This is a genomic window from Parabacteroides chinchillae, from assembly GCF_900108035.1.
In the GTDB taxonomy this organism is placed as follows: domain Bacteria; phylum Bacteroidota; class Bacteroidia; order Bacteroidales; family Tannerellaceae; genus Parabacteroides; species Parabacteroides chinchillae.
Genome location: NZ_FNVS01000004.1, coordinates 87,197 through 105,231 on the forward strand (window position 1 = coordinate 87,197; position 18,035 = coordinate 105,231).

13 protein-coding genes are annotated in these 18,035 nt (G+C 42.5%); 5 read left to right on the plus strand and 8 right to left on the minus strand.

The genetic code is table 11. The features are described from left to right. Position 1: 1 nt before the first annotated feature. From C4S38_RS04450 to C4S38_RS04470, 5 genes are all read right to left on the minus strand, one after another. The gene (locus C4S38_RS04450; protein WP_103982714.1) at positions 2-2,998 is read right to left on the minus strand and encodes a tetratricopeptide repeat protein; all 2,997 of its coding nucleotides are present in this window, start codon (positions 2,996-2,998) and stop codon (positions 2-4) included. An 88-nt stretch (positions 2,999-3,086) separates the two neighbouring features. Further along, positions 3,087-3,611, minus strand: a complete 525-nt coding sequence (locus C4S38_RS04455) for an NUDIX domain-containing protein (protein ID WP_103982715.1) — start codon at positions 3,609-3,611, stop codon at positions 3,087-3,089. A gap of 96 nt (positions 3,612-3,707) precedes the next feature. Next, entirely contained in the window at positions 3,708-4,685 is a 978-nt protein-coding gene (locus C4S38_RS04460) for an ROK family protein (RefSeq protein ID WP_103982716.1), read from the minus strand. Between the two features lie 197 nt (positions 4,686-4,882). Further along, positions 4,883-5,260, minus strand: coding sequence for a VOC family protein (locus C4S38_RS04465; protein WP_103982717.1), 378 nt, complete (start codon positions 5,258-5,260; stop codon positions 4,883-4,885). Between the two features lie 20 nt (positions 5,261-5,280). Next, positions 5,281-6,003: an MBL fold metallo-hydrolase gene (locus C4S38_RS04470; RefSeq protein WP_103982718.1), complete on the minus strand. Its 723-nt coding sequence runs from the start codon at positions 6,001-6,003 to the stop codon at positions 5,281-5,283. Positions 6,004-6,353: 350 nt separating this feature from the next. On the opposite strand from C4S38_RS04470, the gene C4S38_RS04475 reads away from it, so the two are divergent. The 5 genes from C4S38_RS04475 to C4S38_RS04495 are packed head-to-tail and all read left to right on the plus strand — an operon-like array spanning position 6,354 to position 12,091. Beyond that, positions 6,354-7,037 carry an ABC transporter ATP-binding protein gene (locus C4S38_RS04475; RefSeq protein WP_099464863.1) on the plus strand — a complete coding sequence of 228 codons (684 nt, stop codon included), beginning with the start codon at positions 6,354-6,356 and terminating at the stop codon, positions 7,035-7,037. Then, positions 7,030-8,295: an ABC transporter permease gene (locus C4S38_RS04480; RefSeq protein WP_099464406.1), complete on the plus strand. Its 1,266-nt coding sequence runs from the start codon at positions 7,030-7,032 to the stop codon at positions 8,293-8,295. The genes C4S38_RS04475 and C4S38_RS04480 overlap by 8 nt, the downstream gene beginning before the upstream one ends. A gap of 29 nt (positions 8,296-8,324) precedes the next feature. Further along, positions 8,325-9,584, plus strand: coding sequence for an ABC transporter permease (locus C4S38_RS04485; protein WP_103982719.1), 1,260 nt, complete (start codon positions 8,325-8,327; stop codon positions 9,582-9,584). A 37-nt stretch (positions 9,585-9,621) separates the two neighbouring features. Continuing rightward, positions 9,622-10,725: an efflux RND transporter periplasmic adaptor subunit gene (locus C4S38_RS04490; RefSeq protein WP_103982720.1), complete on the plus strand. Its 1,104-nt coding sequence runs from the start codon at positions 9,622-9,624 to the stop codon at positions 10,723-10,725. Between the two features lie 13 nt (positions 10,726-10,738). After that, on the plus strand, positions 10,739-12,091 hold the full coding sequence (locus C4S38_RS04495) for a TolC family protein (RefSeq protein WP_103982721.1): 1,353 nt from the start codon (positions 10,739-10,741) through the stop codon (positions 12,089-12,091). A gap of 194 nt (positions 12,092-12,285) precedes the next feature. Here the strand turns inward: C4S38_RS04495 and C4S38_RS04500 are convergent, their stop codons facing one another. From C4S38_RS04500 to C4S38_RS04510, 3 genes are read right to left on the minus strand one after another with little or no spacing between them, the layout of a single operon-like run. Continuing rightward, positions 12,286-13,317 (minus strand): SusE domain-containing protein, encoded by a 1,032-nt coding sequence (locus C4S38_RS04500; protein ID WP_103982722.1) that lies wholly within the window; start codon positions 13,315-13,317, stop codon positions 12,286-12,288. A 34-nt stretch (positions 13,318-13,351) separates the two neighbouring features. After that, positions 13,352-14,974: a RagB/SusD family nutrient uptake outer membrane protein gene (locus tag C4S38_RS04505; protein ID WP_103982723.1), complete on the minus strand. Its 1,623-nt coding sequence runs from the start codon at positions 14,972-14,974 to the stop codon at positions 13,352-13,354. Between the two features lie 14 nt (positions 14,975-14,988). Then, on the minus strand, positions 14,989-18,015 hold the full coding sequence (locus tag C4S38_RS04510; RefSeq protein ID WP_234999287.1) for a SusC/RagA family TonB-linked outer membrane protein: 3,027 nt from the start codon (positions 18,013-18,015) through the stop codon (positions 14,989-14,991). Positions 18,016-18,035 lie beyond the last annotated feature (20 nt).

Genomic DNA, 18,035 nt, shown 5'->3' on the forward strand with positions numbered 1-18,035 from the left:
TTTATTTCTTTAATTTACCCAATCTGTCTTCAATCATACCGGCAATATCGTCGTTACCTTTATAGTTGTTTTGCAAACTAGTCAGATACTGGCGTGCCTGTACATCGTCTCCTTGGCGGATATAAATATCAGCCCACAAGATAAAGCCGCGTGCCAACCAATATTGATGCGGTGTCCCGTTCTTAGCAAAATCTTCAAGAACCTTTTCCGCATTCTTATCATCATTGGTATCATAATATAATTGAGCCAACAAATATTTAGCTTCCGCACCATGAACAGTACGTGTATCTTTACTAATCTCTTTCAGGTCGGCAAGCGCCTTACTGTCCTGCTTCAAAGAAATGTATGCTTTAGCACGGGCATAACGGGCTTCTGCGCTCACTTCCGGCGAAAGCTTGGTTTCTTTCAATAATTCTTCTGCAGCCAAAAGAACTTCTTTCGGTTGGCCGGTAAACTGGGCGGAGCGCATAACTCCAAGTTTTGCAGCCTGTTTATTTTCCGGATTTTCAGCTATGCTCTGCAAACGTTTGAAAGTTTCCAGAGCAGCCGGATAATCTTTACTCAGATATTCTATCTCAGCCTTACGGGCAACCGATTCTTCCATAAACTTCGTATCGCCACTCTCAACAACCAGGCCAAACAAGTGTTTTGCTTCGTCATATTCTTTCTTTGCAAATGCGATACTTGCCAGGTAGAAGTTTGCGTTTGAACTGAATGCGCCTTGCGGGAATGTTTGTAAATAGTTAGTAAGGCTTCTGCGTGCGCCTTCGTTATCACCACGCATAAACAACTTTTCTGCAGCCAGATAAGTCAATGAATCCTGCTCGCTTACTTCAAAACGGACATTACCTCCCAAAGAATTGGCATAATTGGCAAACGAATTAATGTCGTTTAATTCAATATATACGGATTTCAAATCTTGCAAAGCAACTTTTGCTTCATCACTTCCGGGATAGTTACTTATAACCATCTTATAAGCCTGAGCTGCTTTCTCGGGTTGATTGTCATTAAAATAAATCAAACCTAACTGTACGCCTGCTTTGCGTGACAAGCTGCTCTGCGGAAACTTTTGAATCAAAGACTCGAACGTCTGTGCAGCTGCCTTATTGTTATCCAGCAATACATACGAACGTCCTTTTTCAAACAAAGCATCATCTATATATTGTGATTCCGGAAATTCACGTATCAAACGATCCAGAATACTAATCTTTCCCTGATAATCTTTCTGCAAACCCAATACGAAAGCCTTTTGATACATTGAATAATCTCCGGCAGAAGGTTCCAACTGGGCCGCACGGGAATAATTGTCCTCGGCTAATGCAAATTGACGGTTATGGAATAAACAGTCTCCAATACGGTTATACGCATCAGCCAGTGAAGCCGTATTATTACTGTTTTCCATATCTACATACTGACGGAAACGGCTCAATGCATTATCATATTCTTTTAATTTGAAATAGCTATATCCCAGGTTATAATAAGCCAAAGCATACATATCCGTATTACGTTGGCCATTATTCAAATATGTCCTGTAATCAGATATGGCTTTTTCATATTCACCCTGGCGGTAATAGCATTCGCCACGCCAGAAATAAGCATCATTGCGAGCTTCCATATTATAAGCTCCCAATGTTATGGCACGGCTGAACAGATCTATTGCCTCATCCAATTTCACATTGGCGAAAGCCTGCGTTCCCAACTGGAACAGAATATCCTGTTTTGCCTCTAATATTTTAATACTCGGATGTTTGATTTTATTAATCGAAGTAAGAGCCGCCTGGTAATTCTTAGTAGTAAGATAGACTTCTACCAAATAGTCGTTCACTTTATCAGCATATCTTGAATTCGGAAAGTCGTTCAGAAAATCTTCAAAGATCGTAACCGATTCCCCAAAACCGGTAAAGGCTGTTTCATGGATCAGCAGTGCATAATTATACATGGCTGTTTCCTTAATCTGCTGATCATAAGAAGATGTGGCAGCTGCCTCAAACGCCATACGGGCATTGTTCTTATCATTCAGTTTCAGATAAGACTGACCTAAATAAAGATAAGCATTCTGAGTCAGTGCATCATTCTCGCCAACCGTACGTCCCAAAGCATTAACTGCACTACTATAGTTGCCTTTATCATAATAACATACTCCCAGGATATATAAGTCTCCGCGCAAAGGCACATCGGTTGATGAAACATATTTACTCAACATAGCGATGGCTTTGCTTTGGTCTCCCATATGGTAATAAGAGTTACCAAGCATGCGATATACTTCCGCATTATTCTTACTATCCGGATAAGAAGAGAGAAGTTGCTCCCCTTCTTTTACAACTCTTTCATATTTGCTTTGGATAAAATATATCTGTGTGATATAATACAACGATTGCTCACGATAGGCAGGAATTTCCTTCAATCGTGAAAATTCGGCAAGCGCGGTATTGTATTTAGCCGTTGCATAATCGATATAAGCCATATAATACGCAGCTGCTTCGCGATACTTGGCCCCGACTTGTTCGATACGGGCAAAATAACCTCGCGCCTTTGCCATATCGCCCATTTGCAACAAGGAATAAGCTAAACGAAAACTATAAGTTTCCTGTTGTTCAGGATTTAATACGTCTATATTGGATTCGCCAAACCAAAAAATGGCTTTCTGATACTCTCCGCGTCCGAAATGAACGGAAGCAATCAGATAATTGATTTCATCACTGTGACGAGACGAAGGATAGGTCTCAAGATAGTCTTTTAATAATTCGTCGGCATTTGGCCGGCCCTGTTCGTAAGCGGCATACACTAACATATAATCGGCTTCCTGAATCAAATCGGCATCCGTCGAATGCTGTTTATAAGCCTCCAGCTTATCAATACAGCCAGGGTAGTTTTTTAAACTAAACAATTCTTTGCCTTCTACGAATAAACGGTCGGGCACTTCGAACTGATACGACCGTTGCCCGTTTGCCACGTGACTTCCCAGTACCAGACATAGCGGAATAAGTATTCTCTTCATCACTCATTTGCTTTTAAGGACAGACACTTATAGTACCTGTTTGTTCTAAATTGCAAATATAGAGAATAAGCTGCAAATAAGAAGCAAGTTATTTACAAAAATGAATATAACGATCCACACCTTTTTTTATAGAACACAGTCCAAAATCGTCCGGATTTAACTTCTCCGGGGAAAGTATAATAATCTCGGCAGCATCGTCTTCGGCAGAGGCCAATTCAAAATTATCGACATGACATTCAAAAAACATATCCACCGTATGCACATCGAAGCCACAATACGGATAAATATTCGGCAATGAAAACAAATACTTGCAATTGGTTATGGTCAATCCGGTTTCTTCTTTTACCTCGCGACAAGCAGCATCTTCGGCCGTTTCATGTAAGTCAACAAAACCTCCGGGCAAATCGAGTGTTCCTTTTGCAGGTTCTTTAGCGCGCCGTACTAATAACAACTCACCTTTTTTATTACGGATAAAACAGGCAACAGCAGCAGACGGATTGAAATAATAAATAAAACCACAGGCCGTACATTTTTTCGCTTTTTCATTATGCTGCAGAAATGTTTTTGCTCCGCAAACCGGACAATAAGCAAATTTATCTAACGGATGTTTCATACTAAACGGATGATAAATAACAAGCCGCACCCCTATATAAATACAAGATGCGGCTTGCTTTGTAATATCTGCGCAGTACGCAGATATAAATTATTATTATAATGAAGGATCCTGAGTTTTTACTTCCCAACCCAAAGCGCTGGCACCTAATACAGCAGCATCGCTTTCTTTCAACTGTGAGAATAATATTTTAGTTTTACCTTCAAATACTTTCAGCATATTTGCTTCCATAGCATGTTTGATTGGTTCCATAATCAGATCACCTGCTTTTGTAAGACCACCAAACAGGATAATTGCTTCCGGACTAGAGAATGCAACAAAATTAGCAAATGCTTCGCCTAACATAGCGCCTGTTGTTTCGAAGATTTCAAGTACCAGTTTGTCATTCTTCATTGCTGCATCATACACGTCTTTTGAAGTAATATCAGAAGGATCGAGTTCACGTAATAAACTTTCATCCTTGCGGATTTCCAGATATTCGCGTGCCGTACGGGCAACACCTGTTGCTGATGTATAAGCTTCAAGGCATCCCTGACGACCACAACCGCACTGACGACCATTACGACGTACAATGACATGGCCTAATTCACCGGCAAAACCATCATGGCCATATACCAGATTTCCGTTAACAACAATACCGCTACCTACACCAGTACCTAATGTAATCACGATAAAATCTTTCATACCACGGGCTGCACCATAAGTCATTTCTCCGATAGCAGCAGCATTAGCATCGTTTGTTAAAGCAACAGGTATACCGCCAACTTGTTCGCTGATTAACTGAGCCAAAGGAATTTTGCCTTTCCAGGGAAGGTTCGGGGCAAACTCTATACAGCCATTAAAATAGTTACCATTAGGAGCACCTACACCAATACCTTTAATCTTTTCAGGACCGCCGGCTTGTTCTATAACCTGCATAAGTCCCTGGCCTAAAGCTGCTACATAATCTTCAATATCAGCATATTTGCCAGTCTTTATTGAACTACTGTACAAAACTGTACCTCTCGCATCTACTACACCGAAAACTGTATTGGTACCACCTATATCAATACCTACTACATAAGGCTTCTCCATGATTTTATATTTACGATTAATAATGATTTCTTTTTTTATTGGAAGCAAATATAAGAGGATTATGATAAGCTGCAATACGTTTTTCAAAAAAATTTACTCCAAATGTCATATTTGTCGTGTTTTATAGCAAACTTATGCTACGTAACATTGTTATATTATAATGGACAAATCCGTCATTTTTCTTCTCTGTATGTTTATTATTTCAACGGAAGAATTTCAATCCAATAGTCATCTGGGTCACAAATAAAATACAGTCCCATACTCGTATTTTCATAACATACGCAATCCATTTCTTTATGATATTTACGAACTTCATCATAATTTCCGGCTACACGGAAACATAAATGGCTTTCATTATCTCCCAATTCATAAGGATCCGTACGGTCACGCAACCACGTCAATTCAAGCGAAAAACCTGTTTGCCCGTCGGTCATATAGACCAATACAAAAGAACCGTCTTCTGCCTCTTTGCGATGATGTTCTTTCAACCCCAATGCTTTACTATAAAATGAAATACTTCTGTCCAAATCCAGAACATTGATATTAAAATGATCAAATCTACCTTTTATTTCCATAATATCCATATTTTAAATAACTAAAAATCGGTTCCTTCTCCACAAACGGATAACAGCACATAACGAACGCCTTTCGATTCGGCATAGGGAGCAAAAACTTCCACTTCGGCCGGGCGTTCCCAAAAATGCATCGGTACAAATACATCCGTTTGTATACGGTCGATGAATTGCTGGGCTCCCCGCATAAAATCGGTACCTAAACGTGGATCAACCGGAAACATAACCAGATCCATCTTATCCGTATCTTTTGCGATAATATCCAGTTCCTGCAAATAATATTTTTCGGCTTCTCCTGCCTCAACCGGCGTCGATTCATCTTTCCAATGCCAGTTATTCAAGTCGCCGGCATGAAAGATTATCCGCTCTTGCGCCTTAATCAAAAATGAAACACCAACATCTGTAGACCCAAAAGCTTTAATTGTCAAATTATCATCCTGATAAACTTCTCCTTTCCGGATATAGAAAGCATCCTCAGATTTCGCTCTCCTGCGTTTTAAAATATCTTTGGAAAAGATATATTGAATATCCTCTTTCTGTTCCTTCCACTTCAGAACCTCCGGATTAAAGTGATCGGGATGAAAATGGGACGATAACACATATAATTTTCCGGGGCGATGCAACAAACAGTCATGAACATAGCCTTCATCAGAATCATTTGATGTGTCACGGTAATAATCTATTACAATAGAAAATCCTTCTGCTAAAATAGCAAAGCCGCTATGATAAATATAAACGAGCCTCATTTCTTTTCGATCTTTTTCTATAGAAAACAGAACTACTTGTTTAGTTGTTGTTGCTTATCGCTACAAACTTAACTAAAATAAAAATTATATCTATAAACAGCTTTTCTAATTCATCGGGATGTTTTTATAAAATGATCGGGATGAAATAAAAAAAACATCCCGATGAATTATTTTATGTTTCTGAGACAAAGCAAAAAGCTTTGTTAATATTATATAATTAATAGTACCTTGCGATACAAGGTATTTTAAGGATTTCTATATTTGCTCACATAAATAAAAATATTTGCCTGGATATGTAACTTTTTCAGTCAACTGTACGTCTAATAAAAATAACTACATAACAAAATATGATGATCCAACTGAAAGGAATTAACAAAACGTATTTCAACGGAGCACCGTTGCACGTTTTGAAAGGAATCGACCTAGATATAGAAAAAGGAGAAATGGTGTCTATCATGGGAGCTTCCGGATCAGGCAAATCTACCCTGCTAAATATTCTTGGGATATTAGATACGTACGATAGCGGTACATATACCCTGAACGGTCAGTTAATCCAAAATCTAAGCGAGACACGCGCAGCCGAACTCCGCAACCAGATGATAGGATTCATCTTTCAGTCGTTTAATCTTATATCTTTCAAAAATGCTATGGAAAACGTAGCATTGCCCCTATATTACCAAGGCATAAACAGAAAGAAAAGGAATGCAATGGCCATGGAGTATCTGGACATGGTAGGTTTGAAAGACTGGGCCGAACACATGCCTAATGAAATGTCGGGAGGGCAAAAACAACGTGTAGCCATTGCCCGTGCTCTTATTGCCAAACCTCAGGTAATATTGGCCGACGAACCCACCGGAGCACTTGACAGTAAAACAACTGTAGAAGTTATGGAACTACTTCGCCAGGTTAATCTTTCGGGTATGACCATGATCATTGTCACCCATGAACAATCCGTAGCTGACGCTACAAACAAAATAATCCGCGTAAAAGACGGTTTAATAGAAACAATAGAAAAAGGTAAAGCCCATGTTTGATTTCGACAATTTCAGGGAAATATTCGGAACTATCCAAAAGAATAAGCTGCGTACCTTCCTGACAGGATTTTCCGTCGCCTGGGGTATTTTTATGCTTATCATCTTGCTGGGTGCCGGAAACGGGCTTCGGAACGGTATCTTACATAACTTCCGGAATATGTCTACCAACAGAGTTTCGGTATGGCCAGGCTACACCACTATGCCCTATAAAGGCATGCCAACAAACCGGAGTATCAAATTCAAAGACGAAGACTTGATACAAATAAGGTATGATCATCCGGAAATAGACCTTGTCAGCGCTGTTGTTTACCATACAGACACCTTGTCGGTAGGCGAAGAATATGGGACATACTCCACGCGTGCTGTCTTCCCAGCGCATTCCATCATCGACAACATACAAATGCTAGCCGGCAACGGGCGTTTTATCAACGATATAGACATTAAGCAAAAACGGAAAGTGATCGTAATCAGTCCTCGTATGAAAGAAGTTCTGTTTAAATCGGAAAATCCGCTGGGCAAACATATCAATGCCGGAAAGATTGTCTACCAAGTGGTAGGCGTTTATAAAGATGAAAATAACAGCAACGATTCGCCAGCTTATATCCCATTTTCCACCGGACAAACGTTATACAATTCCGGTTATGGAATCGGACAAATTTCTTTCTCTTTGAAAGGATTGAAAACAAAAGAGGAAAACGAGGCTTTCGAAACCCGCTTCCGTGAAAGCATGGGCAAGCGCCACCATTTTGACCCGAACGACAAAGGTTCGCTCTACATGTGGAATACAGCAGAAGAATTTCTGATGCTAAACGGTATGATGAACGGCATAACTCTTTTCCTATGGATTATAGGTATCGGAACATTAACTGCCGGTATCGTAGGCGTAAGCAACATTATGCTGATTACCGTACGTGAAAGGACAAAAGAGTTCGGCATACGTAAAGCTATCGGAGCCACACCCTTTTCCATATTGAAGCTTATCATCGTAGAGTCCATTCTGATCACAGCCCTATTCGGCTATATCGGCATGGTTCTTGGCATCGGTGTCACCGAAGGCATTAATTACGCAATGGAAGCAATGAATATAGGAGGATCCAGTTCGGGAGACGACATGAGTATATTCCGCAACCCCACCGTAAGCCTGAGTATCGCTTGCGCAGCAACCGGATTGCTTGTGCTGGCAGGTGTACTGGCCGGATATTTCCCGGCGCGCAAAGCAGTTAAAATAACGGCTATCGAAGCCATGAGAACAGAATAAAGTAATTCATCATTCAATACGAAAGAATCATGTTTGATATAGACCGCTGGCAAGAGATATGGATCACCATCACCCGCAACAAAACAAGAAGTTTGCTTACCTGCTTCGGCGTCTTCTGGGGAATCCTTATGCTTGTATTACTATTAGGTTCAGGTAAAGGAATGCAAAATGGTATATTCAAAAACGTAAATGGTTTCGCTACCAATTCTTGTTTTTTTTACACAGACCGTACAGCCGAACCTTACAAAGGATACCGTAAAGGACGTAACTGGAGTATGCGCAACCGCGACCTCGAAGCCATCAAGCAAAAGGTACAAGGCATCAAATATATTTCCCCTATGCACTGGGGGCCTCAGGGAAACAATAATGTAGTGAAAGGCCAGAAAGCAGGAAGTTACAACGTACGCGGCGTATATCCGGATTACTTTAATATCGAAACACAACATATTTATTACGGACGTTTACTCAATGAAATAGACCTTCAGGAAAAACGCAAAGTCTGCCTGATAGGTACCCGCGTTTACGAAGTATTATTCAAGCCAGGCGAAGACCCGACCGGACAATATATCCGTGTAAACGGAATTTATTACCAGGTAGTAGGCGTGATAAAAGCCAAGCCACGTGCCAGTATCGGAGGCCGCACAGAAGAAAGTGTTATGCTTCCTTTCAGCACCTTGCAGCAAGTAACGAACAACGGAGACAAGTTCTGGTTTCTGTGTATCACCGGCGAAGACGGCTATTCATGCGACAAGATCATGGATGACGTAAAAACACTGCTAAAGGCTCAAAACGAAATCTCTCCTACCGACCCGCAAGCCGTTGGTAGTTTCAGTATAGCCAAACAGGCGGAAACATTCAATATGTTGTTTCTGGGTATAGACATCCTTGTATGGCTGGTTGGTATGGGAACCCTGCTTGCCGGTATCATCGGAGTAAGCAACATCATGATGGTAACGGTAAAAGAGCGGACAAAAGAAATCGGCGTGAGGCGTGCACTTGGAGCCAAACCAGCCAATATTATCACACAAGTAATGAGTGAAAGTCTTGTACTGACAGCTTTAGCAGGATTAATCGGGCTGGCACTGGGCGTGTTCCTGCTGGATGTGGTAAACCGGGTATTGGAATCGGGAGGCAGCAATAGCGATACATTCTTTACAAACCCGGAAATCAACATCAATACAGCAATAGCAGCAACAATTATCCTTTTATTCAGCGGATTGCTGGCAGGACTGATTCCTGCATGGCGTGCAATGCAGATCAAAGCGATAGATGCTATACGGGAAGAATAAACTGAAAATAAATAAAACAATAAAATAAAGAAATCACATGAAAAAGATTGTCAGAATCGTAGTCCTCGTACTGATTGGAGTAGCTGTTATCGGTACATTCTATTTCTTATGGCAGAAATCGCGGCCGGTTATCACCAAATACGAAATAGTAACCCCCCAAAGAGATACAGTCGAGACAAAAACCGTAGCCACCGGCAAGGTCGAACCACGTGACGAAGTCCTTATCAAGCCCCAGATGTCTGGTATCATTTCCGAAGTATTAAAGGAAGCCGGACAGATGGTAAAAGAAGGTGAGATTATTGCCAAGATCAAGGTTATCCCAGAAATGGTTCAGCTGAACAGTGCCGAATCACGCGTACGGGTTGCAAAGATCAGCATGGAGCAGATTAACGAAACTTACAAACGCGATAAACAACTATTTGACCAGGGAGTCATTTCCAAAGAAGATTATCAGACCTCTCTTGCCAACTACAAGAAAGCAGAAGAAGAAGTTGATAATGCACAGGATGCCCTGGACATTATCCGCGAAGGTATTTCAAAGAAATTCGCCGCTTCCAGCACAACACAGGTACGATCCACTATCACGGGTATGATACTGGATGTTCCTATCAAGGTGGGAAACTCCGTTATCCAGTCCAACACCTTTAACGATGGTACCACCATCGCATCTGTAGCCAACATGAATGATATGATCTTCAAAGGCAAGGTGGACGAAACCGAAGTAGGACGTATTCACGAGGGCATGCCTATCAAACTGACGGTCGGAGCATTGGAGAGCCGCAAGTTCGACGCTATGCTGGAATATGTGTCGCCTAAAGGAGTAGAAGAAAACGGAGCCATCATGTTCGAAATTAAAGCTGCGGCCGAAATCCCCGAAGACGCGTTTATACGTGCAGGCTACAGTGCCAATGCCGAGATCGTATTGAAGCGTGCCGAAAACGTTGTCACCGTACCGGAAAGTACCGTACAATTCAGAGGAGACTCTGCTTTCGTTCAAATCGTAAAGCAGGAACAGCCGGAACAAATATTTAAAGAACAACCTGTCAAAGTAGGTCTTTCCGACGGTATCAAAATCGAGATTAAGGAGGGGCTGACTGAAAAGGATAAAATACGCGGTGCTGCTATAGAAGATAAAAAATAAAACAGCTAAAGACATGAAACAAATAATACCCCTGGTTGCCGCATTATTCCTTTCTTCGGGAATACAAGCGCAAGAAACTAAAAAGCAATGGACACTGGAAGAATGCATCCAGTACGCCATAGAGCACAATATCGACCTGAAACAAAAGGAAGAAGAGCAGGAAGCCCGGAAGGTAGACCTGAACACCAGTAAATTCAGCTGGCTCCCGGCAGTAAACGCCAATATGGGACAAAGTTTCCAGTTTGGCCGTTCGAGTACAAAATCAGGATTGATCGTAGACCAGAGTGCAGCCAATTCTTCTGTTGGGATCAACCTGGATATGCCGATCTTCGACGGATTGAAAATACCCAATGACATAGCAGCCCGCAAGCTGGATCTGAAAGCTGCCATAGAAGACCTCAACAAAGCCAAAGAGGACATCTCCATACAGGTGGCATCATATTACGTGCAAGTGCTCTATAATAAAGAACTGCTCAACATAGCCCTGCTGCAGGTCGACCTGGACAAAGAACAGATCAATAAAACAGAAGCCATGGTAAATGCCGGGAAGGTACCCCTTTCGCAGCTATACGACATCAAAGCACAGCTTGCAAAAGATGAAGTAACGCTAACCGAAGCACGCAACAACGTAGCCCTGGCACTGCTCGATCTGGCACAAAGCCTGGAGCTGGAGCGCGAAGACAAAAGTTTCGACATCACCAATCCGTTAGTAGACGATGTGATCGAAGCAAACATGTCAAGCATTGTTCCACCGGAACAAATCTTTGCCAACGCCGTTACCTTCAAGCCCCAGATCAAGCAACAGGAATTTTTACTGGAAAGCCAGAAAAAGATGCTCAACGTAGCCCGTGCGGGTTATTATCCGAAATTAAACTTTGGAGCCAGCTACAGCAATGGTTACTATCATACCAAAAGCGGAGGGGAAGAACAGATCGTCAATCCTTCTTTTGGCGATCAGATGAAGCAAAACGGACAGAAAGTAGTAGGCTTTACATTAAGTATTCCGCTATTCAACCGTTTTCAGGTGCGCAACAATGTGCGCTCGGCACGTATCAATATCCGCAACCGCGAGTTAATGATGGAAAGCACCAAAAAGGTACTTTATAAAGAGATACAAAAGGCTTTCTATGACGCCACTGCCGCTCAGGAGAAATACCGTTCGTCGGACAAGTCGGTCCTGGCAACCCAGGAAGCATTCAAATATGCCTCAGAGCGCTACAATGCCGGAAAAAGTACCGTATTCGAATTCAACGAAGCAAAAACAAAGTATGCCCAAAGCCTTGCCGAACAGGCGCAGGCTAAGTACGACTTTATTTTCCGCACAAAAATTCTCGACTTCTACAACGGTACTCCAATTACGCTTTAGTAAATATACATCGCAAGAAAAAAGAAGGGACTGCCCGGCCATTTGCCGGGCAGTCCCTTCTTTTGTATCTCCTCCAAAGCTTGTCGGATGAGTTACCTCCACAAACGGAGGGCCTTCTTCGTGTTCTGACGACTGTAAAACACGCGTTCCTTACCTCCTGCTTTTGGCACACCCCCTACGGGGTGCCCTGCGGGTTATTTTGCTATCAACCGGGCACTATAAACAGGCTTGCTAAAGTCCAGCACAATGGTATATGAACCGGCCGTCACGGTGATATTATCTCCACCTGCCACCAGATTATCGAACGAACCTCCGAAATTGTCTGCCCAGTCATCGTTTGCACGGAATTTGAGCGTACCGTCCTTCAGTTTGATGTCCAACTTCAAGGTCATATCGCCCGGATCATAAATAAGCTTCGTGTCGCTATCCCAACCTGTAGGAGTAGCATCGCCTATTACACCCCAGGCCATCGGCCTGAGAGAATACGTCAAGTCGTTGGTATTTACTTTAGCAAAATAATAAGCGGCCGGGACAGTGATATTGCCACCGGTTTCCGAAATCTGTCCGGCGGCTGCTCCGGCGCCATAATTGGTACCGTCCCAGTTAGACTGGCTGGTGAATTTAAACTCACCGTCCAGATATACATATCCGGAATAAATGCCATCGCTGTTCAAAGAGTACAAAGGAGCGGCCGATTCAGGTTTCCATCCCTGGTGGTTGCCCGGAGTATAAAGCATTGGATATACTTTTTCCCCGGAATAAGGCGTAACAGTCAGCTGTACCACATTGGACAGACCCGATTCGTAATTAGACAATCCGGACAATGTTCCGATTGAAGAAACAACGCGGATTTCTACAGAGGCAGGTTCTCCGGCCGGCTGGTCGCGATTCAGCAGTTGCTTGTTGATATCGCTTGTTTTGATAGCCATACTTGTCTCATTGGTCGTACCCAACGAAACCATCTTTTCAAAATTATTGCCGGCCATATCCATCTGCACGTCGTAAGTGATAGCTACCTGAGCGCCAAAATCGGCTTTGTTCCAGGTTAACGTCGTCATCGTTTCATCCGCGTTTTCAAGTGCCAACACAAACTCGCTGGGCGAAGGAGCTACCAAAGTAGCCGGTGTCGTAGCTCCAATTACCGGATCTGTCGTATCTGAACAGGCAGTGAAAGCCAAGCTCCATATACTAAGAAACGCAATTAATGATATCTGAATCTTTTTCATTATAATCTGTATTTAAAGATTGAAAAACTGTGAATTAATAACCGTCATTTTGTTTCAGATTTGTGTTAGAACCGATGTCGTCAGACGGAAGCGGGAATACTTTGTACATATCTTTCACGCTGGTTCCCTGAGCAACGCCTCCCTTCCAAGGCCATAAATAGTCGCTTCCCGTAAATTTGCCATAGCGTATCAAGTCGGTACGGCGATGAGCTTCATAGAAAAATTCACGTCCTTTTTCGTCTAACAAGAAGTCTAATGTCAATTGGGATTGTGTGATAGGAGCAACCGATTTGTCTTTGTAAGCCCGCTCACGGATGGCATTCACATATTTCAGGGCTGTAGCTTTGTCTCCTCCCGTACCGCCACGCAATACGGCTTCGGCGTAGTTCAGATAAATTTCGCCCAGACGGAACATCGGGAAGTCCACCCATGCCTCTTTACTTGGAGGCAGAGAACCGTCTTTATTGACGTTGTAGAATTTTACAGTTGGTATGCCATTGTCTTTAAATGAGAACGGATCTACAATTTCGTTGCTGCTTGTCAGTTCAGGATGCAGCAACGCTTTACGTGAATCCTGGTCAGAAGCTTTCTCTTTCTCAAAAGTTGCCAACAAAGAAGATTTGGCACGAACACCCTGCCAGGCGTCTTTTGCATTAATTTCGTCCATCAGTTCTTTTGGTTCGAGGCCACACAAAAGGAAGGTCATGCCACCCCAAGTCATCGTCTGGTCTCCCTCATAACGAAGCGGGAAAATCATTTCGGCAGAATGGTCGTTGTCAGCCTTGAATATTTCCAGATAATCTGAGCCTAATGCATAACCGGCATTGATAACTTTGTTGCAATACTCGATACACTCCGTATATTTAGGCTGTCCGATATACACTTCGGCATTCAGATAAAGGCGTGAAAGAAGCGACCAGGCTGCCGCTTTATTGGCTTCGCCGTAAGTGGTGCTAAAACCAACCGTAGGTTCGGATAGTCCTTCTTGGCATTCTTTCAATTCCTTTTCGATATAATTAAAAAGATCGGCCGCCATAATTTGTTCGGGCAAGACATTGCCTATTTTACCTTCTTCCGTCACAAACGGAACATTGCGATAAAAGTCCAAAGTATAAGCATACGCTAAAGCCCGAAGAAAACGGGCTTGAGCACGATAACTCAATATTGAGTTAATTGTCTGATCGCTACAGCCGCGTCCTCTAAGTTTATCTTCCGTCGTTTCACGTAAAAAAGCATTGGCGACATTGATCTGATAGTACAAACGGTAATAAGAACCTTTGATCCATGGATTGGAAGCCCCCCACGTCACATTATTGAAATCAGGAATGCCGGGATCGTTCCATGCACAATGGGCTTCATCCGTTGTCAGCTCCTGCATATTCCAGGTACAACGAAGAAATGAAGCCTGGCTTCCGCCATCGATACCGGCAACGTCCTGATCAGCATCGCCCCCGGAATTACCGCCAATCACGAAACCGGCATAAATTTTAGCCAATGAACCGGTATAAGGTGCCAGGTCGCTGCCAAAGGTCGTTTCCGACACCAATTCATCCTTTGACAAAGGTATTGTATCCAAATCGTTTATACAGGAATTTGTGCTCAGTGTCAAGCCCAATACCATTACGGGAAGAATATGTTTATATGTTAATGTTTTCATAGATGTCCTATATTTTAAAAGTTAACGTTTAAACCAATCATATATACGCGGGGTCTTGGATAGATGTTATTATCCATACCTGTATTATCCTCAGTAGTGCTTGTCTTGCCGATTTCAGGGTCCAGGCCGTCATACTTGGTGATCACGAACGGGTTCTGAACTGTTAAATAAACACGGGCTGTCTGGCCTGCTTTAAAGATTTTATCGAACGTATATCCCAATGTTATATTATCCATCCTGAGGAAGGAGGCATTCTGTACATAATAACTTGACAAAGGCTGTGAAATCTGGAAGTTTGTCTTATCGGCACCTTTGATACGGTTCTTCAGGAAGCCGGTCTGATCGTACATCTGCGATCCGCCCCAAGCTTCACGGTTGGACTGGATATTGTTATAAACATAATTGCCGAAACTGGCACGTAAGCCAAAACCTAAATCCCATTTCTTATAAGAGAGCTGTGAAGTCAAACCCAGAAATACATCGGGAGCAGCTTTTCTGAAACAGATCAAGTCTTTCTCATCGATCTTATTGTCATTGTTTTGATCCACATAAGCACCTTCGATCGGATTGCCTTCCGCATTGTAAACCTGTTCGTATACGTAGAAGGAGTTGAACGGACGACCTACCTGATGAATCATCGCCGTATAACCGGTTGCACCGTCAATGCCCGAATGTTTAACGCCGACATAGTTCGGATCGTCGTTAATAGTCAGTTTCGTGATCTTGTTTTTGTTATAAGACAGGTTGAATCCCAAATCCCAGCTCCAGTCCTTCGTTACGATCGGATGTGTATTCAAGGTAATTTCAAAACCTTTATTTTCCAATTCACCTACGTTAGTCAGTAATTCGTTGCTAAAGTTAGCTCCTGCAGGAACAGCTACTTTATTCAGCAAATCTTTGGTCTTACGGAAATAAGTATCAAAACTACCCGTGACACGACCATTCAGGAAACCAAAGTCAAGACCAGCATTCCAAGTTGTTGTTTCTTCCCATCTCAAGTCTGCATCATAGGCTTGCGGAGCAAGCAAATTTACTTTTGTATCGCCAAAGAAGTAGTTGGCACCGGCTTTGCTATATTGGTATCTGGCCATATAAGGATAATCGCCGTTACCCAGGTTTTGCTGTCCGGTAATACCCCAACCTAAACGAAGCTTCAAGTCAGAAAGTACGGAAACATTTTTCAGGAAAGTTTCATCCTTCATTTTCCAGGCTAAAGCAGCAGAAGGGAAAACACCCCAACGATTATCCTGGCTGAAACGAGAAGAACCATCATCACGCAGCGTGAATGTCAACAAGTAACGACCTAGCAATGTATAATTCAATCGTCCGAAGAAGGATACCAGATAGCTTTCTGTTTCATAGCTTTTACTGTCTTTATAATCCGTCTTCCCCTCTTTTTCAGCCATTGCGGCAGAATAGGGATAAGCATTTTCAGTCTTCGAATAGAAATGCTGCCAGGAGTAACCGGCCATTACATCTATATTGTTAATGCCGAATTCTTTTGCATAATTCAAATAGAAATCCAACAGGTGCGTACGTTTCAACTGATAATAATGTTCATTTTCACCCCAGCCTGCTTTATAGTTGCCAGTGTTATAGCTGATAGAAGAGTTATCGAGGATTACCTTATTGCCATCACTCTTAGATACATCATAAGCTACGTTCAAATTGGCTCTTAAGTCAGGGAGGAAGTGGAAGCGGTAATCTATCTGTGCATTACCAATGCTTCTGTATACGTCCGATTCATCAAATTTTTCTTCCAACTGCGATAATGGGTTAGGAATGGCAATACCGATCGGAGTGGTAGACATTGACCCGTCGGGATTCTCTATTTCCGAATAATCCATGTAGTATCCATAGCCAAATGGAAGATTAGAAGTTGCATAAACCGGTTTCGTCGGGTTAAACTGAGTAGCAGAACCGATAGCTCCTGTATCTGCAAAGCGATTTTTATTATAGATACCTTTTACATTTAACTGAATATTCAACTTTTTATCGAAGAAGTTCGGATTCAGGTTAATGGCACCTGTTGTACGTTGCATGTTAGAAGTCTTCAAAATACCATTATCCGTAGTATACGAAACCGACACACGGTAAGGCATGTGAGGAACAGCTCCTGATACGCTAATGTTATGGTCTGTACTAAGGCTTGTTTGGAATATTTCATCCTGCCAATCCGTATTGTACTCACCCAAGGCAGCAGCCTGAGGGCTTGAAGTTCCGTATTTACTGATCACAAAATCACGGAATTCGTCGGCACCCATCACATTCACTTTCCCGGCACGGGTATTGACAGAAAATGTCCCGTTATAGCCTACTTTTATTTTACCTTCTTTTCCGGTCTTTGTAGTAATCAAAATAACACCGTTAGAAGCACGAGAGCCATAAATAGCCGTTGCAGAAGCGTCTTTTAAGATCGTAAATGTAGCAATATCGCTTGGGTGAACCGTTAACAACGGGTTGGACATACCGTCAATACCTGTATTATCCACTGGCACCCCATCAATTACGATCAACGGATCATTGCTGGCAGACATGGAAGAACCGCCACGAATACGAATCGTTGCTCCTGCACCCGGAGCACCGCCTGTGCTGACAACACTGACACCGGCAGCCTTACCAGTCAACATATCTGTTGCCGAAGAAGCTGCACCCTTTACCATTTTGTCAGCATCAAGAGCAATTACCGACCCCGTAACATCATTTTTCTTCACTTGTCCGTAGCCAATAACAACTACATCCTGCAGTACTTGTGTATCATCCTTTAACGTAATGATCATCGAAGCTGTCGCCGGTAGTTCCTGCTGTTGATAACCAATGAAAGAGATGACAAGGATATCGCCTTTCTTTGCGTTTAGCTGAAAGTTACCATCCATGTCGGTTGTGGTTCCGTTGGTCGTACCTTTCACTACAATGTTGGCACCAATAACCGGTTCGCCGGTTGCGTCTTTCACAATCCCCTTAATAAATGTTTGCTGGGCAAACATGCTTACGGAAAAGAGCAGACTCATGATTAGCATGAATAGAATTTTACTTTTCATGTTTATGAATTTAAAGTTAA